This is a genomic window from Corallococcus silvisoli (genome assembly GCF_009909145.1).
Lineage (GTDB): Bacteria > Myxococcota > Myxococcia > Myxococcales > Myxococcaceae > Corallococcus > Corallococcus silvisoli.
This window is the reverse complement of record NZ_JAAAPJ010000008.1, coordinates 111,257-135,606: the sequence shown is the minus strand read 5'-3', so window position 1 is coordinate 135,606 and position 24,350 is coordinate 111,257. Positions and strand designations below refer to the sequence as shown.

Here is a 24,350-nt window from a genome sequence, read left to right as displayed (position 1 = left end):
CGTCAGTACTTCGTGGCCGGCAGCTTGAGGATGTCCCGCACCTTGGAGCGCAGGTCGTCCACGGAGACGGGCTTGTTGAGGAACGCGCTCGCCCCCACGAGCTTCCCCTTCTGGCGGCTCGCGTCGTCCTTCAGGGATGTCAGCAGCATGAAGGGCGTGTCGTGCAGCTTCGCGTCACCCCGGATGGCGGCGCACAGCGCGAACCCGTCCATCTCCGGCATCTGCACGTCGGAGATGATGAGGTCCGGCTTCTGCTCACGCGCGCGCTTGAGTCCCACCGCGCCGTTGGGCGCGTCCACGAAGTCCAGCCCCCACCCCATCAGGTAGACCTGCAGGAGGTTGGTGATGGTCTTCGTGTCCTCCACGATGAGCACCTTCGCCGACTTCCTGGCCCCGCCTGTCACGTTGCTGTTCATAGCTGGTACCTGCCTACGAGATCCGAGAAACGCTTCGACAAGATGGAGAGGTTGCCGGCGACCTGCTCGATGCGCCGCGTGCCCTCCACCGAATCACTCATGGCGGACGTCAGCTCGCCCATCGCCGTGGCGATCTGCTCCACGCCAATGGTCTGCTGCCGCGTGTTGCCGGCGATCTGCCGCGCCGCCCCCGACGACTCGCGGATGACCTCCGACAGGCCCAGGATGGTGGAGCCCGCGCCGCGCGCCAGCTCCATCGCCGCCTGTGCGCGCCGGCTGCCCTCGTCCGTCGTCGTCACCGCTACACGTGTGCCCTTCTGCACCTCCCCCAGGAGCACCCGCACCTGGTCCGCCGCCATGCGGGACTGCTCCGCCAGCGTGCGCATCTCCGTGGCCACCACCGCGAAACCACGCCCGTGTTCGCCCGCCTTCGCCGCCTCGATGGAGGCGTTGAGGGCCAGGAGGTTGGACTGCTCCGCCACGTCCTTCACCTGACCGATGATGTCGCTGATCTGCAGCGTGCGTTCGTTCAGGTCGGTGATGGCCAGCGCGATGGCCTTCACCTGCTCGCCCAGCTTCTCCATGCCGGCCACGCTCTCCGTGACCACCTTCTGGCCCTCCGCGCTCAGCGACTCCGACTTCTGCGTCTGGGCGATGACCGCGTCCGCGTAGGACGTGGCCTGCTTGGAGGTCTGGGCGATCTCCGCCACCGTGGTGCTGGTCTCGTTGATGGCGGACGCCTGCTGGTGCGCCATCGCGGACTGCTGCGTGGACGTGGCCAGCACGCCCGCCGCCTCGTGCTCCAGGTCCGTCGCCGCGCCCCGCAGGTCATGGAGCAGATGCACCAGCGCGTCCGCCATGGTGGCGAAGCTGCGCGCCAGCTCGCCGATCTCGTCCGTGCCGTTCGTGTCGATCTGCTGGCGCAGGTCCCCCGCCGCGATGCCCACCGCCGCGCGGGCCAGCCGCTCCAGTGGCACGATGAAGAGGCTGGCCATGCCGGCCGCCCCCAGCAGGCCCAGCACCAGCACCAGCAGGCCCAGGCCCGCGGTGCGCCAGGTGCTCGCGGCGAGCGACTCGGCCAGCGCCTCGCGGTCCAGCGCCAGCTGCACGGTGCCCACGCGCTGGAGCGTGCCGCCCGGCGGGCCGAACAGGATGGGCGCCGTGGTCTCCACCACGGGCAGCGTGCCCACGGTCAGGAGCCGGTCCACCACCGAGTCGCCGTCCGCGGGCTCCACCGCCGCGGCGCTCGCGAAGTGTTCGTCCGCGGAGCGCGCCAGCACCTTGCCGCTGGCGTCGCGCAAGACGATGTACGCGATGTCCGGCACGCTCTTGAGCGCCATGTCCGTGCCCGCCTGGAGCATCGCGGAGTCGCCCGCGGCCGCGGACGCGGACACGCTGAACGCCATGCCGATGCCCACCGCGCGCGAGCGCTTGGTGAGCTCCGCCAGCAGGCCATCACTCATCTGCATCCAGAACGCGAAGGTCAGGCTGCCGACCAACACGATGCCGAAGATGCCGGTGGCGGCGAGGATCTTCGTCCGCAGGCTGAGCCGCGCCGAGTCCGCCCCTTCGGGCAGTGCCGCCTTCATTCCTTTCGCTTCCACGTTGTCCCCACCTCACGTGTCGAGGCACGCAGCCTGTTCAGCGCGCGCCCTGCCAGCCCATCTGCGAAGGCCGGGGAGCGAGCGCCTGCCGCAGCCCCCCCGCGGTCATCGTCGTCTCCACCCCTCGCAGCGGGTGCTCGTCATCCAACCCATCCAGCGCACGCAGCGCGTTCTGCCGCGCGTGCTCCGCGTCCTCGCGTCGATCCAACCGGCTGTAGAGCGCCACCAGCGTCGCATGCCCCAGCGCCAGCTGCGGCTCCAGGTACAGCGCCTTGCGCACCGCCTCCACCGCCGCGTCCAGATCGCCCCGCGACTCCGCCACCATCGCCAGCAGCAGGTACGCCTCCGGAGACAACGCCCGCGCCGCTTCGCGCGCCAGCGCCTCCGCTTCCTCGAAGTGGCCCGCCTGCGCCGCCTCCAGCGCCCGCGTCAGCGCGCCGCGCTCGTCGCCCAGGCGCGGCGCCACCGCCGCGGAAGTCCCAGCACGCCGGGCCTCCGTCGCGCGAGGCTCCACCTGAGCAGAGGCCGCCGAGGGCCGCGGCAGCAGGGCGGGCATGGGCGGCGGCGTGGGGCGACGGGGCTCCAGCCGCATCACGCTGCCCGGCACGGGCGTGTGGCGGCGGAGCGCGGCGAAGGGCCCCGGCGTGTCGCGGCGCGCGGGCGCGGCCACGGGCTCCACCGAAGCCGAAGCCCACGGCTCCAGGGGCACGCGCAGGACGGGCGTACCGTCGGCGTCCAGCGACTCCAGGCCCAGGCCGTTGGTGAGCGGGACCTCCGCGGGCGACACGAAGAGCAGCCCGCCCGGCGCGAGCGCCGCCACCAGCCGGCTCAACACCGCGCGCACCAGCTCCGGCGTGAAGTAGATGAGGACGTTGCGGCAGAAGATGGCGTGAAAGCCCAGGGACGGCACCGCGTCCGTGGCCAGGTTGTGGCGGCGGAAGTCCACCGCGCGGGCGACCTCCGGGGCCACGCCGTGCTGCGCGTCCTGCCCCTGCGCGCCCGGGTGCGGGATGAGGAAGCGCCGCTCCAGCTCCGGCTCGATGCGGCGCAGCGACCACCCGCTGTACACCGCGGCCTTCGCGCGCTGGATCGCCCGGCCGGACACGTCCGTCGCCAGCACGCGGAAGCGCCCACCGTCACCCAACCCGGCGGCCATCAGCGCCATGGCGATGCTGTAGGGCTCCTCGCCGCTCGCGCAGCCCGCGCTCCACACGTGGAAGGTGCCGCCCTGATGGAGGCGGGCCCGCACGGCCAGCGCGCGCAGGTGCTCCGGGTGGCGGAAGAAGTACGTCTCGCCGATGACGGCGTGCTCGATGAACGCCTCCACCGCCGCCGGCTCACGCATGAGCAGCTGGCGAAGGAAGGTCGCCTCCGACAGGCCCCGCGACAGCGCCGCGCGGGACAGCGCGGGCTCCAACGAGCGACGCAGGCTGCTCGCGAGCGTCAGGCCGCAGGCGCCCTGGAGCACCTCCTCGACCTTCGCGAGCGTTGCGTCGTCGAGAAGCCCCTCGCTCACAGGCCCTCCGTCCCGGCCAGCATCGCGCTCGTGCGCAGGAGCGGGCGCAGGCCCTCGGGCGTGCGGCACAGCCCCGCCATCAGCCCGGTGCCGTCCCACGGGAGGGCTTCCTCGCCGCCCTGCGAGCCGTCCACCAGCACCGGCGTCTCCACCAGGTCCTTCACCCGGTCCACCAGCAGCGCCACCGTGCGGCCCGCGTCCACCACCACCAGGAGTGAATCCAGGTCCGGTACGCGCTTGACGCCCAGGAGCCGGGCCACGTCCACCACCACCGCCGGACTGCCCCGGTACACGAAGGACCCCGACACGTGCACGGGGGCGCCGGGCAGCGGATCCAACGCCACCAGCCGCACCACCTCCTGCACCTGGCGCGCGGGCACCAGCGCGGTCGTGTTGCCTGCCTCCACGGTCAGATAGAGGCCGGGCAGGCGGACTTCACCTTGCAGCGACACCAGCTCCTGCCGCAGCTGGTTCTGCTCCACCTCCAGCGCGCTCAACCGCTGCTGCACGGAGGCACGGCGCGCATGGGTGGGAACGGGAACTTTGGGGGTTTCAGCCATCAGGGAACTCCGCCCGCCGCACGACGGACAGGAAGAAAAACCGTAATCCGGGAACCCCGTCCAACGCAATGCGGGCAAGCCGGAAGGTCCGTTCTCACATCAACCCCTGCGACCAGGGTCGTGCTTGCCCCGACGTGGTGGATTCCGGACCCCCTCCGGGTGCGCCCCACCCGCGAGTTGTGCTTGGATGCAAGCACGCTGCTTTTGCCGGAGAAACCATGCTGCACGCGGCATCGAGGGGACACGAATGATCAAGAGCGATTCCCCGAGCCCTGAGGCCCCGGGAACGGATCCGCTCATCGGCCGGACGTTGAACGGCCGCTTCAGCATTCTGGAACCCCTGGGCGTGGGAGGCATGGGCAAGGTCTACCGAGCCCTGCAGGCGCCGCTGGAGCGCGTGGTGGCGCTCAAGGTGCTCAACCCCAACTTCCCGAGCAGCCGCGACCCGGGCTTCCAGAAGCGCTTCCTGCGCGAGGCGTCGCTGACGTCGAAGCTGCGGCACCCCAACACCGTCACCGTCATCGACTACGGGCAGACGGACGACGGCATCTACTACATCGCGATGGAGTACCTGGAGGGTCGCACGCTCGCGCAGGTGCTGGGCCAGGCAGGTCCGCTCCCGTGGGCGCGCGCGGTGTCGGTGGCGCAGCAGGTGTGCCGCTCCCTGCGCGAGGCGCACAGCCTGGGCATCATCCACCGCGACCTGAAGCCCGCGAACATCATGATCCTCAACGAGTCCGATCAGGACCTGGTGAAGGTCCTGGACTTCGGCCTCGTGAAGTCGGTGGCGCCGCAGGAGGGGCCGGTCAGCCCCGAAATCACCCAGAACGGCACGTTCCTGGGCTCTCCGCAGTACATGGCGCCGGAGCAGGCGCGCAACGTGGCGGACGCGCGGAGCGACGTGTACTCGCTGGGCATCATGCTGTTCCAGATGCTGATGGGACGGCCGCCCTTCATCGCGCGCGACCACATCGAGCTCATCTTCGCCCACTACAAGGAGCCGCCTCCCACCTTCCAGGCCGTGCGCCCGGACATCGCGGTGCCGGCCGAAATCGAGCTGGTGGTGCGCCGCTGCCTGGAGAAGGACCCGGTCCGGCGCTTCCAGACGATGGACGAGTTGCTGGAAGGCCTGCGCGAGGCGCACATGGCCGCGGGCGGCAACAGCGGCGTGTTCCGCCGGCTGGGCGGCGCGACGACCACGGGCCCCTACCCCTCTCCCCCGACGACGGGCCCGTACGCGTCGCCGCTGTTCGCCAACGTGGGCAACGCGGAGCCCGCGGACGGTGGGCTCGCGGTGGACATCAGCGTGGAGGTGCCGGCGGACGTGCAGCGCGCGCGCCAGCGCACGCTCCTGATGGGCGGCATGGGCGGCGTGCTGGTGGCGGGCCTCGTGGGCGTGACGCTGTTCTTCCTGCGCGGCGGTCCGGAGGAGAAGGCCGCGGCGCCCGCGGCGCCCGTGGCGGCACCCGCCCAGCAGGCCCCCGTGGCGGAGGCCCCGACGACGGCGCCCGCTCCGGGCAAGGTGCGCTTCCGGCTGATGAGCCAGCCGTCTGGCGCGCGCGTCTTCTACAAGGGCAAGGAGCGTGGCGTGACGCCCTTCGTCCTGGAGCTGCCCCTGGGCACCGAGGGCAGCATCACCGCGGAGCTGTCCTTCGTGCTGGAGGGCTACCAGACGGAGACCGTGGTCACCGGCGGCTCCGGCGAGGTGGTGCTGTCGCAGAAGATGACCAAGCGCCGCGGCGGCTCCGACCGCCAGAGCCGCGTGGACCTGGCCACCGCCTCCACGCCCGAGGACTTCGAGAACGTGGCCCCGGTGACGCCGGGGGGACTCGCCGCGCCGGTGATGGTGCAGGCGACGCCGGCCACCGCCCCCAGCACCGCCGTCGTCCCCGCCACGACGACGGACAAGTCCGCGGGCGCGGTGGGCTCGTCGGCCGCGGCGGCGCAGGTGAGCGCGGTGGGCAGCCTCGCGGTGCCGTCGCTGACCACCGGCGCGCTCGCGCCCGTCGACCCCAACGCCGTCGTCCCCTTCAACGAGGCCATGGAGCGCCCGGTGCTGTTGGAGGAGGGCCGGGACATCTCCTATTCGCGCGAGGCGCTGGCCACCAAGGCCGAGGGCCTGGTCGCGGTGCGCTGCACCATCACCACCAAGGGCCGCGTGGAGAACTGCCGCATCCTGAAGATGGTGCAGCACATGGACCGGGCGGTGCTCGACTCGCTCCAGTCCCGCGTCTACAAGCCCATCCAGTACCAGGGCCGCGCGACGAACGTGGACTACACGTTCACCATGCGGCTCGTCGCGCCGCGCCGCTGAGACAGCGGCACCGCGTCCTCCACTGCCCTTAGGGGCCGGTGGAGGGCAGCAGCGGCGGCGACGGTGGGACGGAAGGGGCGGCGCCTCCAGAAGGCACGCCCCAGTCCACCACCGGCCAGCCCTGCCGCCGGGCCTCGCGGCGCAGGCGGTGGTCGGGGTTCACGACCACCGGGCGCCCCACCACCCGAAGCACCGGCAGGTCCGAATACGAGTCCGTGTAGAAGGCGCATGCGGACAGCGCGACGCCTGCCTCCTTCGCGGTGGCCTCCGCGTAGAGCCGCTTGCCCTCGCCGAAGCAGACCTCCCCCAGCGGGCGCCCGGTATGGCGGCCCGCCGAGTCCACCTCGAAGCGGTTGCAGAGCACGCCGTCCAGGCGCAGCTCGCGCGCCACCAGGTCGGACAGGTAGCCCGAGGACGACGTCAGGAGCACCAGCCGGTCCCCCGCCGCACGGTGGGCCTCCAGGGCCTGCAGGGCCCCCGGCCGGTACCGGCCCCGCACGGCCTCCGCGTAGAAGTCCGCCGAGCGCGCCTCCAGGTCCTTCGCGTCGGAGCCGGTGAGCAGGGCCGTGGCGCGCAGCAGCACGTCCTGCATGGCCACGAAGCCCAGGTGATAGCGCGCGAGGAGCACGCTGGCGCGCAGGGCCTGCCAGCGGGAGATGTGGCCCAGCGCCAGCTCGCGGCGCACCCAGAGCGACGCGGAGTTGGCGGCGAGCAGCGTCCGGTCCAGGTCGAAGAAGGCGACAGCCACGCGGACAGTCTAACCGCGAGTGCTGCCCGGGGCAGCGGCAAGAGGGCCGGCCAGCGGACCCGTTGCCCGCCTGCTCCGGCGCCGCCGGAGGCCCCCCGCGGCCCAGAGCAGCCCAGCGGCCAGGGCCGGTCCCCCGGAGGAGGCGTCGCAGCCGGTGCCCTTCCCGTCCGCCACCAGCTTGAGGCCCGGGTCCACCGGGGTGCGGCACTGGGTGGGCGGCAGGCCGCGCGGATAGGTGGCGCAGAAGCCGGCCGCGGAGCCCGCGTCGATGACGCGTTTGGAGGTCTCCCCCAGCGAAGCGGTGGCTTCCATGGTGGAGCCCGCGGAGAAGACGTGGTCCAGCCCGATGACGTGGCCAATCTCATGCGTCATCGTGTTCTGCACGTCCGTGGCGACGCAGTCGGTGGACAGCGTGCCTTCGCACGGAGGACCGTTGACGGTGGTGAAGAGGAAGCCGGGGCCGTAGTCCGACTGCGCGGCGTTGAGCTCGATGTCCGCGTCCACCACGCGCCCGTCCTTGAAGCTGAACGAGGACGTGGTGAGCCCAATGGTGGCGCCCCCGTGCGCCCAGCATTGATAGACATTGCCGCACGTCTCCTCCTGCCAACACACGTCGTCCGCGGGGGCCACGTCCTGGCAGTTGCGCTCGCGGAAGGTGATGACGTTGTAGTTGTCGAAGGGGTGTTCCTGGTCGTAGCCCACGGCGACCGGCAGCTTCCAGTCCTCGCCCCGGATGAAGCGGTAGTCGCTGCACGTCGCGGACAGCGCCCGCCACGCGTCGAACGCGGCCTCGATGGCGGCGACCTCCGTGTCTCCGGGCGTGCGCGAGCTGCCGGCGGCATCCAGGTGGTAGACGTAGTCGCGGCCCGGCCACACGAGGCACAGCGGCCGACCCGGCACGAGCGTGCGCCTGTAGTCCTGCTGCGCGCCCGCGGCTCCCGCGCACAACAGCCATCCCAGGAGCAGCAGGCGACGGCTCACCGCGCCCCCCGGCGGCGACGCGCCAGCAGCGAGGCGGCGGCCAGCAGCGGCAGCGCCGCCAGCCCTCCCGACGCCGTGGCGCAACCACCGCCGCTGTTCCCGGACCCTCCCGGGTTCGTCAGCGGAATGCAGGGCTGGCTCGCGCTGCCCTTCGGGTACGCGGCGCACACGAAGCTCTGCGAGCCGGAGTCGATGGTGCGCTTGGACGTCTCACCCGGCGGGGCGCTGGGGTTCATCGTCGAGCCTTGCGCCTGCGTATGGTCCAGGCCCACGAAGTGACCCACCTCGTGCGTGGCCGTGTTCTGCACGTCCGTCTCCACGCAGTCCGGCGTGGCCACGATGCCGCACGGTCCGCCGTTGCCCGTGGTGAAGTTGAAGCGCGCGGCGTTGAAGGAGATGTCGGAGTCGTACACGACGCCCGTGCGCTCGTCGTAGGTGGTGAGCGTGATGGCGATGGTGCCGTCGCTGTCATCCCAGCAGTCGTACGTGTTCGCGCACGTGTCCTGGGTGAAACAGGCATCGCCGGCGGGCACCACGTCGCGACAGCCGCGCGCCCGGAACAGGGTGAGGTTGATGTTGTCGCCCGTGCGGTTGTAGCCCACCGTCCGGCTGTCCACGCGCGGGCCCTCCACCAGCGACAGGTTGCCGCAGGTGGCGAAGATGTTCTGCCAGCTCTGGAACGAGCGGGAGATGGCGTCGAACTCCGTGTGGTTCGTCATCTTCGGGTTGCCCACGGTGCTCTGCTGCCAGGTGACGCGCGACTGCGTCCAATACAGGCACTGCGTGGAGGCATCCCCGGGCGTCACGCGGCTGCGGACATAGGGCGCGGAGCTCTGGCCCAGCACCGCCGCCATCACCACCCACGACGCGAGCGCGCCCATCACTTCGCCCCCTTCTTCGCGGGCGCGGCCTGCTGCGCCTGGAGCGCCGCGCGCACGGCGGCCTTCAGCTCCTCCAGCGACAGCGTCTGCGCGGACGACACGGTCTCCTGCCGCGTCTTCGGGTCGATGAGCACCGCGTCGCCGGTGGGCGCCGGCACCGCCATCGCGCTCGGCCCGGCGCGCTGCACCTGGTACTTGCCCTGCGCCATGCCCGACAGCTGGAACGCGGACGCGCCCCGCTTCTCCAGGAAGACGACGACCTCCTCGCCCTCGGAGAACGACGCCAGGCCGCTCACCACCTGCCCGATGTCCCCCACCCGGCCTCCCAGCTGGGTGACGAGCACCGTGCCGCCGGGCTGCCCCTTGAGCGACTCCGTCACCTGGATCTCCACGTCGGTGACGATGCGGCGATTGTCACCGCTCCAGCGGCTCTGCACGCGCCGGACGACCCCCTGCACCACCGCGTCGGACGTCTGCGCCATCTGGGGCAGGTCCGCGCGCAGCATCGTGGTGGCCCCCACCGGCAGCCCCCCGAGCAGGGCGACCAGCACCAGCGTGCGAACTGCGTGTCGAATCGGCATGGAAAGTCTCCTTGGGCGCGCAGCCTAACCTCAAGCGGGCGGCTTGCGTTGACCCTCGTGTCCCCGTCCTGCTATCGCCCGCCTGCCCATGGCTTCATCCAAACCCCGCGTCCGCTTCGCTCCGTCGCCTACTGGATACCTCCACATCGGAGGCGCTCGCACGGCGCTCTTCAACTACCTCTACGCACGGCGCTACGGCGGCACGTTCATCCTGCGCGTCGAGGACACGGACCAGGAGCGCTCCACCCCGGAGTCCGTCAAGGCCATCCTGGACGGCCTGAACTGGCTGGGCCTGGACTGGGATGAAGGTCCCGGCAAGGAGGACCCGAAGTACGGCCCCTACTTCCAGACCCAGCGGCTGGACACCTACCGGGCGCACGCCGAGCAGCTCATCTCCCAGGGCAAGGCCTTCCGGTGCTACTGCACCCGCGAGGAGATCGCCGAGCGCCGTGCCGTGGCGGAGAAGGAGAACCGCGCCTACCGCTACGAGGGCACCTGCCACGACCTCAAGGCCCCGCCCGCCGGCAAGAAACTGGAGGACGCGGTCATCCGCTTCCGCATGCCCTCCGGCGAGGGGACCGCGTCGTTCGACGACAAGGTGCTGGGCGTCATCTCCAAGCCGTACTCGGACCTGGATGACTGGGTGATGATGCGCGCGGACGGCATCCCGCTCTACAACTTCGGCTGCGTCATCGACGACCACCTGATGGACATCACCCTGGTGTCGCGCGGCCAGGAGCACGTGAACTCCACGTTCCCCCAGCTGATGCTCTACCAGGCGCTGGGCTGGACGCCGCCGGACTTCGCGCACCTGCCGCTCATCCTGGGACCGGACCGGGAGAAGCTCTCCAAGCGCAAGCACCCGGAGGCGGACGTGATGCTGCACGCGCGCACGGGCATCATGCCGGAGGCGCTGCTCAACTTCGTCATCCGCCTGGGCTGGAGCCACGGCAACGACGAGGTCATCACCCGCGAGCAGATGGTGGAGTGGTTCGACTTCGACGGCGTGGGCAGCACGTCCGGCGTCTGGAACCCGGAGAAGCTCCAGTGGCTCAACCAGCAGTGGTTCAAGCTGCTGCCGCCGTCCGTGGTCGCGGAGCGGCTGACGCCCTTCCTGGAGGCCCGAGGCTTCCAGGTGAAGGGCGACGCGCGCCTGGAGCCGCTGGTGCTCGCGCTGCGGGAGCGCTCGCGCACGCTGGACGAGATGGCGAACACCGCGTCCATCTACTTCCGCACCGGCGTCACCCTGGATGAGAAGGCCGCCGCCAAGCACCTGAGCGGCGACTCGCTGGGCCTCCTGCGCCAGGCCCGGGAGAAGCTGGCCGCGCTGCCCGAGTGGACCGTGGAGCCGCTGGACGGCGTGGTGAAGGCGGTGAGCGAGTCCGCCCAGGTGGGCATGGGCAAGGTGGCCCAGCCGCTGCGCGTGGCCATCACCGGCAACACCACCAGCCCCGGCATCGGGGAGACGCTGCTGCTCGTGGGGCGCGATGAAGCCCTCCGGCGCATCGACGCGGCGCTGGCCCGCGGCGGGTGAGATTGTCGGTGGACGCGGACGGCGCCGGGCCCTATCTTGGCCGGCGATGACGCGACCGCTTGACAGCCTGCGACCCCATTTCTATAAGGCGCGCCCGCTCGGGGTGGTGCTGCTGGCCCTCTGGGCAACGGCCTCGGGCGCCGAGGTGGTGAACGGCGCCCAGATTCCGGATGGTGCCCAGAAGGTGGGCGAGAACAGGTACCGGGCGTCGCGTGATTTCGAGGCGACGCTCGACTACTACAAGAACATCTACCCAGCCTCGAGCTACCCGAGGCGGTCGATCGTCAACCAGCCGGGCATCAAGGCCGTGCACATCTCCAACCCGTCGGGGAAGAACTTCGAGGGGCTGAATATTTACGAAGCGAACGAGGAAGTTCGCATCTACGTCGTCCCGCTGCAGGGGACGACGAAGCCGGCGAAGAAGCCCGACAGCAAGCCGGTCAGGAAAACGAAGTAGTTGAAGTCAGCAGCAGAAGTCGGTAGTAGAAGCGCCCGCAGTCGCAGGTCCTTGGGGAATCGTCTAACGGCAGGACAGCAGACTCTGACTCTGCTTATCTAGGTTCGAATCCTAGTTCCCCAGCTGAAAATCTCCGGTTGACTGAGTGAAACGGAGACTGTAGGAAGCGTCGGCAGAAACGACGCGGTTGTAGGGAAGAAATCTGGCCCTGTCGTCTAGTGGTTAGGACGGAGCCCTCTCACGGCTCAAACTCGGGTTCGAATCCCGGCAGGGTCACTGAGACGCCCACCTTCTGAAAAGAAGGTGGGCGTTTCGCTTTTGCGGGCTCTCGAACCCCTCCCTGCTCCGCGAGCGGGGCCACCCCTCGTTCAGGAATGGCCCCGGCGGCGTCAGGCCGTGGACGCGATGCTCTGCCGGAAGGTGTCCAGCGCGGAGGTGAGCCGCTGCTGGGCGCGCTGGATGCCCCGGCGCATCAGCAGCATGCGCACCTTCTCTGGCAGGACGCGGGCGGCGTTGGCCTGGCCGTAGCCCACCAGGTCCATGCGCAGGGTGATGGCCTCCAGGAGGTCGCTCAGGTCGGCGTCCGCGCCGGCCAGGAGCACCACGTCCGGGGAGCCGTTCTGGAGCCGCTCGGCCAGCGTGTGCCACTGGGGGTCGCCCGTCTCCACCACCACCACGTCCGCGCCGTCCAGCTGGGGCGAGTACGGCGGCAGCTCCACCACCTCGAAGCTCGCGTCCCGCAGCACCTTCACGGCCTCCGCGCTGCCCACCACCGCGATGTTGCCGGAGTGGCCCAGGCGCACGGCCTCCTCGTAGTTGCGCAGCTCCGTCTCCAGCGCCACGTGCGCGGGCTCCGGCGCGTCCCGGCCGGCATCCAGCAGCGCGGCGGCCTGCCGCGCCACCTCGCGGGCGCTGTCGCGCGTGCGCACGCGTTCGGACCTGCGCTCCAGCGCGGCGCGCACCTTGGCGCGCAACACCCGCAGGTCGTCGAAGGGCTTGATGATGTAGTCGCTGGCGCCGGCGGCGAACGCGGCGATGACGGACTCGGAGCTGGCGTACGCGGTGATCATCACCGCCTCCAGCGCGGGCTGGATGCGGCGGGCCTCGGCGATGAGCTCCACGCCGCCCATGCCGGGCAGGTTCTTGTCCGTCACCAGGACGTCGAAGCGCTGGTTCTTCAAGAGGACGACCGCCTCCTCCGCGCTGCCCACGGGAGAGACGATGAGGTCCGCCTCCCGCCCCAACAGGCGCACGCAGATGTCGAGCACCACCGGCTCGTCATCCACCAGCAGCACCTTCGAGGCGAGCGTCCCCCGCCCTTCCCCTTCACCTTCACCGGTCTCAAACGGGAGATCCATGAATTGGGAGGATCGCACAGCTCTCGCCCAACTTCGAGGGTCGGAAGCATGCGGTCCGCCTATCATCGCCGGGTGAGCTTCGAAGACGCGCTCCGGGAGAACCGCGTACCGCCGCGGCTGGGTGATGTGCGGCTGTTCTACGACGCAGGACGACTGGTGGGGGAGTCCCTGCCGCCGCCCTGGACGCTGCGGCTCCTGCCGTCCCTCTGCGTGGGGCTGGCCGGGGTGTGCACCGTCGTGGGGCTGGTGCTGCTCGTCCTGGATGCCTCCCGGACCCCGGGTGCCGCGACCCTGCTGCTCGTGCTCGCCGGGGCGATGGTGGGCTGCGCGCTCGGGGTGGAGGCGCGGCTGCGGCGCCGGCGCTTCGTGCTGCACTTCAAGACGGAGTCCCTGCGGCTGGAGACGCTGGCGTGGGCCCCGGGGGCCGCGCGCACCCTGACCCTGCCCTTCGACGACGTGCGCGCGGTGCACATCATCGAACCTCCGAAGGGCGGCTACGCACTCGTGGTGGAATATGGCCCCGAGTCCGAACCCCAACGCGCACTCCTGGTGCGGAACGTGCGCACGCAGGAGGGGGAGACGCTCTACCGGGTGTGGCGCCTCCTGCACAACGCCTTCGGGCTCAAGGGAGCAGGGCTCGCTTGAAGGTGAGCTCGATCTCCGTGCCCTCGCCCGGCGTGGACGACAGGCGGAGCTGACCGCCGAACTGCGTCACCAGCTCGCGGCAGATGGACAAGCCCAAGCCGGTGCCGATGCCCACGGGCTTGGTGGTGAACAGCGGCTGGAAGACGCGCTCCTGAAGCGCCACGGGGATGCCGCACCCGTTGTCCACCACCGACAGCACCACCTCCTCGTCGCGCGCCGCCCACCGCACGTCGATGCGGCCCGCGCGGCCCGTGCCCTCCATGGCCTGCGCCGCGTTGACGATGAGGTTGAGCAGCACCTGGCACAGCTTCACCGGCCCGAAGACGATGCGCACCGGCTCGCCGTTGCTGGTGAGCCGTGCCCGGTCACGCACCTCCGCCCGCGCCAGCTTCACCGCGAAGGACACCACTTCGGCCACGTCCGCGGTGGCCTCCATGTCCTCGCCGCGCGCCTGCGCGCGCAAGCCCAGCGCCACCTCGCGCAGGTGGCTGGCGCCCTCGGACAGGTCCTTGATGAGGGCCGGCAGGTCCTCGACGGTGGAGGACACGTCCGCGTCCGGATCCGTCGCCAGGTGGCGCGACACGTACTGCACCACGCGGTGCATGTCGCGCTGGAGCGACGACACGTTCTGAGTGAGGTAGCCCACCGGGCCCATCAGCTCGTGCGCGATGCCCGCGGTCACCTGCCCCAGCGTGGCCAGACGCTCGGACTTCATCATCCGGCCTTCCACCTCGCGGATGCGCAGCTCCAGGCGAGCGATCTTGAGCGCGTCCTCCAGCGCCGCCAGCAGCTCCGCGCGGTCCCACGGCTTGACGAAGTAGCGCGTCACCTGGCCGCGGTTCACCGCGTCGATGACGGCCTGCATGTCCGCGTACGCCGTCACCAACATGCGCTTGGCGTCCGGCGCGATGGTGCGGGCGCGCTCCAGCAACTCCACGCCCGTCATCCCCGGCATGCGCTGGTCCGACAGCACCACGCCAATCTCCCCACGCCGCTGCTCCAGCAGCGCCAGGGCCTCGTTGGGCGACGAGCACCGGAAGATGCGAAACCGCTGCCCGAAGTTGGCGTCGAACACCCTCAGGTTGAGGGCATCGTCGTCCACGTACAGCACGGCGGGCAGGTCCGAGGCGTTCATGGAGCTCCTCCAGACCATGGCTTCCTCATCCGGAAGACAGGCTGGTCGCGCCGAAGATAACGCGCACGTCCGACCGCGCGCCTGGGGGTACCTTGTACCCAGGTCGGAACCGAACGTGGCAGCCGGCTTCCCGGCTCAGGCGGAGGCGTTTCCAAGCGCGAGGGCCACCGTGTCCACGGACGGGAACCGGCCTCGGGGAAGCGACCCCAGCAACGACACCAGGTGCGCCGGCGCCTCGTTCTCCCGGGCCACCCACATCAACTGCTCCGCGGTGAGAGGGAACACCGCGCCGCGAAGCGCTTCCTGAAGCGACTGCGCCAGGGACACCGACGGAACGAGCGGAGCCACGGAAGGCTCCACCTCCCGCAGTCCAAGTCCCAGGCGCTCGCGAGTCATGTCGTCGTTCATTGACTGAGAAGTTAAGCAGCGAACCGTGCCGGCTGCTGATCTTTTTCGCCATCCGGAGGGAGACAGGCAGGCAAGCCCCCTGCCCCTCCATCCCACGGGGTGGCTGCCTTGGTGCGGGCATCCCACCACACCGCCACACACCCCTCCCCATGCCTCCGTCCAAAGGGAAGAGTCACGCGTCTTCGCGAACACGACGGAATCGGGCGGGGCACCCGTGAAGCACGGTCCAGCCCCTCGCCCGGAACCGTGGCCCGGACTCCCAGGACGCGCGCATGAGCACGCGGAGAGGCCCCGACATGGACATGCCGCGCGCGGCCCCAGCGGACGTCACTGGGGCACGGCACAGGTTGAAGCGGGAGGTGGAGGAGGAACTGACGCGGGAGGAGCCCGAGCCGTGCCCCGCCCCCGTGCGTCCTGCACGGGGGCGAAGGCGGCGGGCCGCGAGCCCGCTAGAACAGCAGCCGCGAGGGGTGCTCCAGGAGCCCCTTGAGTTCGCGGAGGTACTCCGCGCCGGTGGCCCCGTCGATGACGCGGTGGTCACCCGACAGCGTCACCGTCATCATCTTGCGCACCACCACCTGCCCGTCGCGCGCCACGGCCTTCTCCGCCACGGCACCCACCGCGAGGATGGCGGACTGGGGCGGGTTGATGACCGCGATGAACTGGTCGATGCCGTACATGCCCAGGTTGCTCACCGTGAGCGACCCGCCCGTGTACTCGGCGGGCTTCAGGGCGCGCTTGCGGGCGCGCTCCGCCATGTCGCGGGACTCGGCGGAGATGGCCTGCAGGCCCTTCAGGTCCGCGTCGCGGATGATGGGCGTGATGAGGCCGTCCTCGATGGCCACCGCGATGCCCACGTCCACGGTGCCGTAGTGCAGCACCTGGTCACCCTGGAGCGACACGTTCATCTTCGGGGAGCGGCGCAGCGCGATGGCCGCCGCCTTCACAATGATGTCGTTGACGGACACCTTCAGGTCCAGCGCCTTGGCCTCCTCGCGGATCTTCGCCGCCGCCTCCATCTCCACCTCGACGGTGAGATAGAAGTGAGGCACGCCGGGCTTCACCTCCGACATGCGCTGGCCAATGACCTTGCGCATGGAGGACATGGGCACCGCCTGCGGCTCCGGACGCGCTCCGAAGGCGCGGACTTCCGGCTGCGGAGCACCGACCTTCTTCGCCGCCGGTGCCTGCACGGGGGCCTTCGCCACGCCCTGGCCCAGCGCCTGCTCGACGTCGCGCTTCACCACGCGCCCGAGCGGCCCCGAACCGCGCACCTGGCTGATGTCCAGCCCGCGCTCCTGGGCGATGCGCTTCGCCAGGGGGCTGGCGCGCAGCCGGCCACCCGAGGCCGGGGCGGCCTCACGGCGAAGGGGAACGACCTGCCCCCCGGCGGGCGCGGACGGAGCCGCGGCGGCGGACGGCTTCGGCGCAGAGGGCGCTGCCGCCGGAGCGGACGTCCCGGCCTTGGCCCCCTTCGGCGTGAGGAACGCGATGGGCGCACCCACGGTGGCCATGTCGCCCTCCTTCACGGTGATGCGCGCGAGCGTGCCGTCGTCGTACGCCTCGACCTCGAGGTTGGACTTGTCCGTCTCCACCTCGGCGATGGCGTCTCCGGAGGAGACCTTGTCGCCCTCCTTCTTCAGCCACTTGACGATCTTCCCCTCCTTCATCGTCGGGGAGAGCGAAGGCATCAGGATGGCGAGACCCTCACCCGCGCCGCTGGCGGCGGGGGCCGGGGCCTGCTCCGGAGGCTTCGCGGCGGGGGCTTCCGCCTTGGGCGCGGCCGGGGCCGCAGCCACGGGCGCGCCGCCCGTGACCTTCTCGCCCTTGGCGCCGAGGTACCCGATGGGCGCGCCCACCGTGGCGACCTCGCCCTCGGGCACGGCGATCTGGATGAGGTAGCCGTCGTCGTACGCCTCCACCTCGAGGTTGGACTTGTCCGTCTCCACCTCGGCGATGGCGTCTCCGGAGGAGATCTTGTCTCCCTCCTTCTTCAGCCACTTGACGATCTTCCCCTCCTTCATCGTCGGGGAAAGGCTGGGCATCTGAATGGGCGTCGCCATACGCGTTCAGGCTCCCTCGCGGTACAGGACCTTCTTGACCGCGGCGATGATCTTGGGCGCGTCCGGCTGGGTCGCGTTCTCCAGGTTCGCTGCGTAGGACATGTTCACATCGAGCCCGGTGACGCGCACGACGGGCGCGTCCAGGTCGTCGAACGCCTGGGACTGGATGAGGTCCACCACGGACGCGCCGATGCCGGCCAGCGCCCAGCCCTCCTCGCAGATCACGGCGCGGTTCGTCTTGCGCACGCTCGCGAGGATGGCCTCCTCGTCCAGGGGACGCAGGGTGCGCAGGTCCAGCACCTCCACGCTGATGCCTTCCTTCGCCAGGGCCTCCGCGGCCTCCATGCAGAAGTAGTACATCCGGCTCCAGGTGATGAGCGTGACGTCGGTGCCCTCGCGCTTCACGTCCGCCTTGCCCAGGGGGACGATGTGCTCACCCTCCGGCACCTCGCCCTTGAGCGCGTAGAGCCGCTCGCCCTCGAACATGATGACCGGGTTCTCGTCCCGGATGGCGCTCTTGAGCATGCCCTTGGCGTCCGCCGGGGTCGCCGGGGCAATCACCTTCAGGCCGGGGAAGTGCGCGTAGTTGGCCTCCAGCGACTGGCTGTGCTGGCTGGAGAGCCGGCCGCCCGCGCCGCCCGGGCCGCGGAACACGATGGGGCAGCGCAGCTGGCCGCCGCTCATGTGGCGCAGCTTGGCCGCGTTGTTGACGATCTGATCCATCGCCAGGATGGCGAAGTTCCAGGTCATCATCTCCACCACCGGGCGCAGGCCCACCGCGGCGGCGCCCACGGAGAGGCCCGTGAAGCCCAGCTCGCTGATGGGCGCGTCGATGATGCGCGCGCTGCCGAACTTGTCCAGCAGGCCCTGGGACACCTTGAACGCGCCGTTGTAGCGGCCCACTTCCTCGCCAATGAGGAACACATTGGCGTCGCGCTCCATCTCCTCGGCGAGCGCCTGGTTCAACGCTTCGCGATACATCAACTCGGGCATCGTCGGCTCCGAACTCGAATCTCGAATGGGTTGTGGATGGGGGGACGCGAGCGCTAGCGGCTCAGGCCCGCCTTCTTGTCCGCCTGCTCGGCTTCCGCGCGGGGCTCCAGGTCCCACGTCACCTTCAGCTCCTGGCCCGACGGGTACTTCGGCCAGTTGGTGACCTTCACGCCCAGCACGCGCTCACGCGGGCGAACGTCCTCCTCGCCCGGCTCCACGATGGTGTCGCGCCACAGCTCGTCCACGCTGGGCTCCGGCGACTCGTCGGCGAACTTCACCGCCGCGTCCACCGCGCGCTTCTCCTCCTCCTCGATGGACTCGAAGTCCGCGTCGGAGAGGCCAAAGCCCTGCTTCATCGCGAACTCGCGCAGCTTCGGGATGGGGTCGTTGCGGCGCTCGTCCTCCACCTCCTGCTTGCTGCGGTAGTTCGCCGGGTCCGCCATCGAGTGGCCGCGGAAGCGGTACGTGTTCGCCTCCATCAGCACGGGGCCCTTGCCCGCGCGGCAGTACTCCGCGGCGTCCTTCACCGCTTCGTACATCTTGAGGACGTCCATGCCGTCCACCGCTTCGCCCCGCATGCCGTACGCGGAGGCGCGCTTGTGGATCTCCGGCACCGCGGACGTGCGCGCGATGGCCGTGCCCATGCCGTAGCGGTTGTTCTCGCAGATGTAGATGACCGGCAGCTTCCACTTCTGCGCCATGTTGAAGGTTTCGTGGAACGCGCCCTGGTTGGCGGCCGCGTCGCCGAAGAAGCACACCGTGACGCGGTCCTCGTTGCGGTAGCGCGCGGCGAAGGCCATGCCCGCCGCGAGCGGAATCTGCCCGCCGACGATGCCGTAGCCCCCGTAGAAGTGGTGCTCGATGTCGAAGATGTGCATCGAGCCGCCCTTGCCCTTGCTGTAGCCCGTGCCCCGGCCGAACAGCTCCGCCATGATCATCCCGGCGTCGCTGCCACGCGCCAGCGGCTGGCCGTGGTCGCGGTAGGCGGACAGCATGTAGTCATCCGGACGGATGGCCTCGTTGCAGCCCACCGCCACGGCCTCCTGGCCGATGTAGAGGTGGCAGAAGCCGGCGATCTTTCCCAGCGTGTACTGCTGGCCGGCCCGCTCCTCGAAGCGCCGCAGGAGGTACATCTTCCGGTACATCGTCAACAACAGGTCCTTCGAGTACGCGCTGGCCACCGCGGCATGCCTCCGTCTGGGCCGCCCCTGGGGACCCGAGGGGGAAGGGCGGCGAACGCCGTGCGCCTCTTAGCGCGCGGCAAAGGGACTTCCAAAGCCTTTCAGAACCACTCTCCGCCACGCCTTTTTTCAGGCGCGGTGCGTCACGCCCTCCAAGTCAAAATGAGGCACGGATACAACGTCCTCCAAGAGTTCCACGGCGCGGCCCGAGTGGTCCGTGGCCAGGTGGATGACCGTCGCTTCAGGGAAGCGGTGACGGTAGTCATTGGCGTGTGTGGGTTCATTGTCGAACGCCGCCACCACCCGACCCATGCGGCCCAAACGCACATGCGCGTCGCGCTTGAAGGCGTCGTCGCTCTCCGCGAGCGTGGGCTTCATGATGAGCTGCACGCGCCCGTCCGCGCCGGGCGGTGTCACCATCCCGCAACGGGAGAGGCACGCCACGGTGCCCTCGCGCATCGCCTCGTGGCGGCCGGTGAGATAGACGAGCTGCGCGCCCGTGGCGGCCACCGCCTGCGTGAAGGCCGCCGCCCCTTCAATCGCCTCGTCGGAGACGCAGTAGGCGCTGGTGAAGAAGCGCTCCTGCCAGAAGGCCCGCGCGTCCGCGTAGAGCCGCTCCACGTCGGCGTCCGTCAGGCCGCACGCGCGCATGGCGGCGCGCATGTCCCAGCCGGTGTCCCAGTGACGGGGCTCGCACGCGGAGAGCAGGCTCAGGGCGCGCGCGTCGCCATACTCGCGCAGGATGCGCGCCTGACGGGGCCGGTTGTCGAAGAGCGTGGAGTCCAGGTCGAACGCCAGCACGGCCTGGGGGCCGAGCGAGCGGGCATTCACCAGGATGCCCCGGAGCGTGTCGCGCCAGTCCGGCCGCACGCGTTGCTTGAGATCTTCAAAAGCCATGGACGCCGGAAGATACATGCCCCCGGCGCGATGCTGGCCATCAAATCACGCGCCCGCGCGCCATGCGGCCGGCTGGAAGGGCACGGACCCTGCGGGCTCCGCTGCTTCCGGGGCCTGGAGGAAGTTCTGCATGCGCTGGATGCCGTTGCGGTCCAGCACCAGCCGGACCAGCTGCGCGGACTCCTTGCGCGCGCCGGCCTCCATCACCGTGAAGCGGAACACCAGGTCCACGGGGTAGCGCTTCGCGCCGCGGATGTGGCCCACGGAGAAGTCCCCCAGGTCCACGTACTCCAGCGCGAACTCCGGCTCGTCCATGTCGCGCAGGAAGCGCCCCACGTTGAGCCGGAGGATGTCCGTGACGCCGGTGAGGCCGCGCTCCGAGCGGGGCAAGAGGCGCGCGTCCAGCACGATGCGCTTCTGGTAGCGGATGACCGCCTCCGACAGCTCCCCCTGCGACACGGTGAGGAAGTCGTCGTGCTGCCGCAGGGACGACACCGCCTGGGGCACCTTCACCGCCGCGCCGTAGTCCACCCGCTCCTCGCAGGTGCCGATGGCGCGCGCCGTGACGGGGTCCACCAGGTCCGTGGTGCGGTCGTACAGGTGCGTGGCGGCCACGCGGCTGAACATGCGCCGCAGCCCTTCCTTGATGCGGTCCTTCATCATGTAGCCGACCACGGCCACCAGGAAGAAGTTGAGGCTCACCTGCGTGAAGCGCACCTGCGCCCAGAGCGCCACCGACGTGGCGAAGGCCATGGCCACGCCCGCGGCGATGGCGAACAGCACCTCCTCCCAGCCCTGCCGGCGCTGGCGCCTGCGCGAGGACAGGAAGAGCACGTTCATGCAGAACTTCTTCAGGAAGCCCAGCCGCTGCATGTACTCCTCGTTGTCCCCGGTGGGACTGAGGACCGAGCGCAGCCGGTGCTCCTTGCGGTAGGACTCCTCGCGCAGCACCGCCTCCATCAAGCCCTTGCGCAGGGACAGCCACGGCCCGGAGCGGGGCAGCGGCTCCATGTCCGCCACCGCGCGGCGGAAGAACTGCTCCACCAGCAGGCTCACGTACTCATCCACGAGCCGCAGCGACGCGCGCGTCTTCTCCTGGAGCTTCGCCTCGCCCGTCGCGCGCAGCCACGCGCGGAAGCGCTCCAACACCGCGGGCACGGAGTCCCCCGCCGAGCGCACCACCGTCTCCAGGTCCGCGCGCCCCGCCTCGCCGGTCTTCGCGTCACAGCGCGTCTCCACCGTCGTGGCGAACCGGCGCAGCGCGCCCCGGAACACGCAGGAGAAGAGCTTCGCCTGGTAGACGACGTCCGCCTCCGGCGCCACCCCCGAGCGCTGCCACGCCTCCAGCTTCACGAGCGGCGAGCCCTCCGACGACAGCAGTTCTCCCAGCCCCATCACCGGCGTCTTGAAGCGCACGTAGTTGTGGATGTCCGCGTAGAAGTCCGCGCGGGGGTACGTCTCCGCGTCGATGTTCAGGCTCGACGGCAGGAAGAGGTAGGCCTCCACCAGGTAGCGAGTCTCGTCCGCGCCCGTGGGCTGGTACTCGAGCTTGATCTCAAACTGCTTGCGGTCGTGGACGTCGAACCGACTGTGGAGTGCTTCAGGGGCCTGGGACACGGACCGCAGTCTATGTCACAGGCCTGTCACACGGGAGTCACCCACACCGGAGGACGGGGGAGCGTCCGAGGACGCACACCCCGGCGCTCCGGAAGTGCTCAACCGTTGGTGCCCGTACGAGAAGACGCTTCCGCCACGGCGCCCGGGACGACGGCGCCCACGGGGAGCGGCGCGGCCTTGGGCTGGGGCTTCGCGTTCCACACGCGGGACGCCAGCACCAGGCCCACGACGGCCAGGGGCAGCATGGCCAGCGGCCAGGGCTTCCAGTTGGCGGGATCCTTCATCGCGTCGCCCGTGGGCAGGATGGCCCCATAGACGAGCGCGTGGATGGCGGTGCCCGCGTACACCGCGCCGTCGATGATGCCCACCACGATGCCCGCGTTCTTCTTGCCGCCGAAGTCCATGGTGGCCGTGCCGGACAGCATCCCGTGCACGCCGATGACGCACAGGGACATGAACACCACGGACCAGCCGGCGCCCTGGGTTCCCAGGAGGAACACCGCGCCCACGGCGCCCGCCAGCAGCCCCGCGTAGAGCACCGTGGACACGGGGCCCCGGCGCGAGTCGAAGAGCCGGTCGCTGATGACGCCCGCGAACATGCCGCCCAGGATGCCCGCGACACACGACAGCATGCCCCAGTTGGAGGCCACGAAGCCGCCGGACTCCCCCACCGCCTTGGCGTACTTGGGGAACCACTGCATCACCGCGTTGCGCAGGAAGCCGCTGCAGAACTCCACGCCCAGGATGATGAGGATGACGCGGTTGCTCAGCAGCTTCCCGAAGAGCTGGGGCACGCTGAGGGCCGGCCCCGTCTCTCCGCTGGACGCATCCTGCGTGTCGAAGTCCGGGTGGCCCGTCTCCCCTGGCGTGTCGCGGATGACGAAGAAGTCCACCCCCAGGAAGCCCACGAGCAGCGCCGCCGGCACGAAGAACACCCACCACACCGGGGCGGCGTCCGCGATGAAGCGGCACCAGTCGAACGCGAAGTACAGGCCCAGGGAGATGAGGATGCCGAACACGCCGCCCAGCTGGCCGCGCTCACGCACGTGGAACCACGACGCGTTCACCTTCACGATGGAGACCGCGCCGAAGCTCTGGAAGTACATGTTGACGCTGTAGAGGAACGCCAGCCACGCGACGACGCCGCCCGGGGGCGCCCAGCCGTTCTTCAGCACCGCGTACACGACGCCGCCCATCGCGACGTTGGCCACCGCGGAGCCGCCCGCGGACAGCAGGATGGTGAAGCGCCCGCCCAGCTTGTCCGTCAGCGGGCCGTTGAGGAGGAAGGCCACGCCATAGGTGAGCGTCCCCCAGAAGAAGATGGTCGCGAAGTCCGCGTTGGACGTCTGCTGCCCCATCGCGCTGGTCGCCACGTTGAGGTTGTAGCGCCCCATGTAGAGGAACGCGTACGTGAGCCCCAGGGGGAACCAGTTGAAGAAGCGGCGGCGGCGGAACGCATCGGTGTGGCCCAGCTCCACGCGCGGCAGCCGCGAGAGCACCAGGCCAATGGCCCCGAGCAGGATGACGATGGGCAACAGCTGGGCCAGCCACGGGGGCAGCGACGACATGCGACGAACCTCGCCTGGAGGGGGGAACGAACGGGCCTGCACCCTACCCCGTCCGTCCTCACCCCGGAAACAGCAAGCGCCTCAGCCCAGCCGGGCGAGCAGCCGCGTGAGGGACACTTCCGTCTTCGCGTCCGCGATGTCACCGCGCCGGCACGCCTCCAGCACCGCCTGCACCGGCCGCCATTGCAGGTGGATGCCCTCCTCTAGAGGCGAGCCGTCCCCTTCCACCGCGCCCTGCTCGACGCCGGTGACGTCCACCGCGGCCGGGAAGACCTTCTCCGACAAGATGCCCGGCGCCAGGAAGAACGCGCCGCCCAACAGCTGGATGTCCTCCGGCCGCACCGCGTAGCCCGCCTCTTCCTTCACCTCTTCCGCCGCGCGGCGGCGAAGCCCCTCCTCGCCCTTGTCGGAAGGCTCCAGCAGCCCCGCGACGATTTCCTCCACGCGCAGATAACTCACCGCGTCGGGCACGGTCATGGACGCGGTCTGCTCCCGGCGGAAGTACGCCGCGGGGCGCAGGTTCATCCGCGTCAGGACTTCCACGGTTCCGTCTGACGCACGGCGGTAGACGAGCACGGACACCGCGTCCAGCCGTGGCCGGTCCACGACATCCACCCTGTACACCGGAGAGGAGGAACCGTCCGCGCGCCGGTTGCGGCAGCGCAGCCGCCGCACTCGGAGGAAGCCCTCATCACAACGCGCCGTGGCGGAGAAATCCTCGATGATCTCGATGTCAGTCACATTGGAACTGCTGGGACGCATGTCTGCCTGCTCTCCTGTTGCCGGGTACGTGGACCTGCCACGGCGGCGTTGCTTGCCCGTGCACCGTTGATCCCGTAGGTTGCGCCGTCCTCAAGTCGTCACTCCCTACGAATCACGGATCCGTCACGAAT

General features: G+C 70.2%; 22 protein-coding genes and 2 tRNA genes. 6 read left to right on the top strand and 18 right to left on the bottom strand.

Going from position 1 to position 24,350, the window contains the following annotated elements; genetic code table 11:
• Positions 1-2: 2 nt before the first annotated feature.
• Genes GTY96_RS17130 through GTY96_RS17115 form a run of 4 tightly spaced genes read right to left on the bottom strand, consistent with a single transcriptional unit; the run spans position 3 to position 4,096 of the window.
• Complete coding sequence (locus tag GTY96_RS17130) at positions 3-416, bottom strand: response regulator (protein WP_143901887.1); 414 nt, start codon at positions 414-416, stop codon at positions 3-5.
• Positions 413-2,005 carry a methyl-accepting chemotaxis protein gene (locus GTY96_RS17125; protein WP_201756145.1) on the bottom strand — a complete coding sequence of 531 codons (1,593 nt, stop codon included), beginning with the start codon at positions 2,003-2,005 and terminating at the stop codon, positions 413-415. Before GTY96_RS17125 ends, GTY96_RS17130 begins: the two co-directional genes overlap by 4 nt.
• Before the next feature lie 52 nt (positions 2,006-2,057).
• Positions 2,058-3,536 carry a CheR family methyltransferase gene (locus GTY96_RS17120; RefSeq protein ID WP_143901891.1) on the bottom strand — a complete coding sequence of 493 codons (1,479 nt, stop codon included), beginning with the start codon at positions 3,534-3,536 and terminating at the stop codon, positions 2,058-2,060.
• A complete protein-coding gene (locus GTY96_RS17115) occupies positions 3,533-4,096 on the bottom strand; it encodes a chemotaxis protein CheW (RefSeq protein WP_143901893.1) in 564 nt (187 codons plus the stop codon). Before GTY96_RS17115 ends, GTY96_RS17120 begins: the two co-directional genes overlap by 4 nt.
• Positions 4,097-4,343: 247 nt before the next feature.
• Between GTY96_RS17115 and GTY96_RS17110 the strand changes: the two genes are divergently transcribed.
• On the top strand, positions 4,344-6,410 hold the full coding sequence (locus tag GTY96_RS17110) for a TonB family protein (protein WP_143901895.1): 2,067 nt from the start codon (positions 4,344-4,346) through the stop codon (positions 6,408-6,410).
• Positions 6,411-6,438: 28 nt separating this feature from the next.
• On the opposite strand, the gene GTY96_RS17105 is transcribed toward GTY96_RS17110, so the two are convergent.
• From GTY96_RS17105 to GTY96_RS17090, 4 genes are read right to left on the bottom strand one after another with little or no spacing between them, the layout of a single operon-like run.
• On the bottom strand, positions 6,439-7,158 hold the full coding sequence (locus GTY96_RS17105; RefSeq protein ID WP_143901897.1) for an HAD family hydrolase: 720 nt from the start codon (positions 7,156-7,158) through the stop codon (positions 6,439-6,441).
• A 9-nt stretch (positions 7,159-7,167) separates the two neighbouring features.
• Positions 7,168-8,139 (bottom strand): myxosortase-dependent metalloprotease, MXAN_2677/MXAN_2678 family, encoded by a 972-nt coding sequence (locus GTY96_RS17100; RefSeq protein ID WP_161665286.1) that lies wholly within the window; start codon positions 8,137-8,139, stop codon positions 7,168-7,170.
• Complete coding sequence (locus GTY96_RS17095; protein ID WP_143902212.1) at positions 8,136-9,020, bottom strand: myxosortase-dependent metalloprotease, MXAN_2677/MXAN_2678 family; 885 nt, start codon at positions 9,018-9,020, stop codon at positions 8,136-8,138. Before GTY96_RS17095 ends, GTY96_RS17100 begins: the two co-directional genes overlap by 4 nt.
• Positions 9,020-9,601, bottom strand: a complete 582-nt coding sequence (locus GTY96_RS17090; RefSeq protein ID WP_143901901.1) for a hypothetical protein — start codon at positions 9,599-9,601, stop codon at positions 9,020-9,022. Before GTY96_RS17090 ends, GTY96_RS17095 begins: the two co-directional genes overlap by 1 nt.
• 88 nt (positions 9,602-9,689) lie before the next feature.
• Here GTY96_RS17090 and gltX point away from each other — a divergent pair, with 88 nt between their 5' ends.
• From gltX to GTY96_RS17070, 4 genes are all read left to right on the top strand, one after another.
• Positions 9,690-11,135, top strand: coding sequence for a glutamate--tRNA ligase (gene gltX, locus GTY96_RS17085; RefSeq protein WP_143901902.1), 1,446 nt, complete (start codon positions 9,690-9,692; stop codon positions 11,133-11,135).
• A gap of 46 nt (positions 11,136-11,181) precedes the next feature.
• Complete coding sequence (locus GTY96_RS17080; RefSeq protein ID WP_161665415.1) at positions 11,182-11,592, top strand: hypothetical protein; 411 nt, start codon at positions 11,182-11,184, stop codon at positions 11,590-11,592.
• A gap of 52 nt (positions 11,593-11,644) precedes the next feature.
• Positions 11,645-11,715 (top strand) — tRNA-Gln (locus tag GTY96_RS17075).
• 81 nt (positions 11,716-11,796) lie between these two features.
• A tRNA-Glu gene (locus GTY96_RS17070) sits at positions 11,797-11,868 on the top strand.
• Positions 11,869-11,981: 113 nt separating this feature from the next.
• On the opposite strand, the gene GTY96_RS17065 is transcribed toward GTY96_RS17070, so the two are convergent.
• Positions 11,982-12,950, bottom strand: coding sequence for a response regulator (locus GTY96_RS17065; protein ID WP_186001906.1), 969 nt, complete (start codon positions 12,948-12,950; stop codon positions 11,982-11,984).
• 48 nt (positions 12,951-12,998) lie between these two features.
• On the opposite strand from GTY96_RS17065, the gene GTY96_RS17060 reads away from it, so the two are divergent.
• Entirely contained in the window at positions 12,999-13,595 is a 597-nt protein-coding gene (locus tag GTY96_RS17060) for a hypothetical protein (protein WP_143901906.1), read from the top strand.
• On the opposite strand, the gene GTY96_RS17055 is transcribed toward GTY96_RS17060, so the two are convergent.
• The 9 genes from GTY96_RS17055 to GTY96_RS17015 all read right to left on the bottom strand — a co-directional run bounded on the left by GTY96_RS17055 (position 13,573) and on the right by GTY96_RS17015 (position 24,219).
• Entirely contained in the window at positions 13,573-14,730 is a 1,158-nt protein-coding gene (locus GTY96_RS17055) for a sensor histidine kinase (RefSeq protein WP_143901908.1), read from the bottom strand. The genes GTY96_RS17060 and GTY96_RS17055 overlap by 23 nt on opposite strands.
• Before the next feature lie 135 nt (positions 14,731-14,865).
• Positions 14,866-15,078, bottom strand: a complete 213-nt coding sequence (locus tag GTY96_RS38280; RefSeq protein ID WP_255442174.1) for a DUF2795 domain-containing protein — start codon at positions 15,076-15,078, stop codon at positions 14,866-14,868.
• A gap of 509 nt (positions 15,079-15,587) precedes the next feature.
• The gene (locus GTY96_RS17045; RefSeq protein ID WP_161665285.1) at positions 15,588-17,201 is read right to left on the bottom strand and encodes a pyruvate dehydrogenase complex dihydrolipoamide acetyltransferase; all 1,614 of its coding nucleotides are present in this window, start codon (positions 17,199-17,201) and stop codon (positions 15,588-15,590) included.
• Positions 17,202-17,207: 6 nt separating this feature from the next.
• Positions 17,208-18,221 carry a pyruvate dehydrogenase complex E1 component subunit beta gene (locus GTY96_RS17040; RefSeq protein WP_255442208.1) on the bottom strand — a complete coding sequence of 338 codons (1,014 nt, stop codon included), beginning with the start codon at positions 18,219-18,221 and terminating at the stop codon, positions 17,208-17,210.
• A gap of 26 nt (positions 18,222-18,247) precedes the next feature.
• On the bottom strand, positions 18,248-19,375 hold the full coding sequence (gene pdhA, locus GTY96_RS17035; protein ID WP_143901916.1) for a pyruvate dehydrogenase (acetyl-transferring) E1 component subunit alpha: 1,128 nt from the start codon (positions 19,373-19,375) through the stop codon (positions 18,248-18,250).
• A 129-nt stretch (positions 19,376-19,504) separates the two neighbouring features.
• Positions 19,505-20,272 (bottom strand): HAD family hydrolase, encoded by a 768-nt coding sequence (locus GTY96_RS17030; protein ID WP_161665284.1) that lies wholly within the window; start codon positions 20,270-20,272, stop codon positions 19,505-19,507.
• Between the two features lie 45 nt (positions 20,273-20,317).
• Positions 20,318-21,889: a hypothetical protein gene (locus GTY96_RS17025; protein ID WP_143901920.1), complete on the bottom strand. Its 1,572-nt coding sequence runs from the start codon at positions 21,887-21,889 to the stop codon at positions 20,318-20,320.
• 98 nt (positions 21,890-21,987) lie between these two features.
• The gene (locus GTY96_RS17020) at positions 21,988-23,457 is read right to left on the bottom strand and encodes an MFS transporter (RefSeq protein WP_143901922.1); all 1,470 of its coding nucleotides are present in this window, start codon (positions 23,455-23,457) and stop codon (positions 21,988-21,990) included.
• A gap of 81 nt (positions 23,458-23,538) precedes the next feature.
• Positions 23,539-24,219, bottom strand: coding sequence for an NUDIX hydrolase (locus tag GTY96_RS17015; RefSeq protein WP_143901924.1), 681 nt, complete (start codon positions 24,217-24,219; stop codon positions 23,539-23,541).
• Between the last annotated feature and the right edge of the window lie 131 nt (positions 24,220-24,350).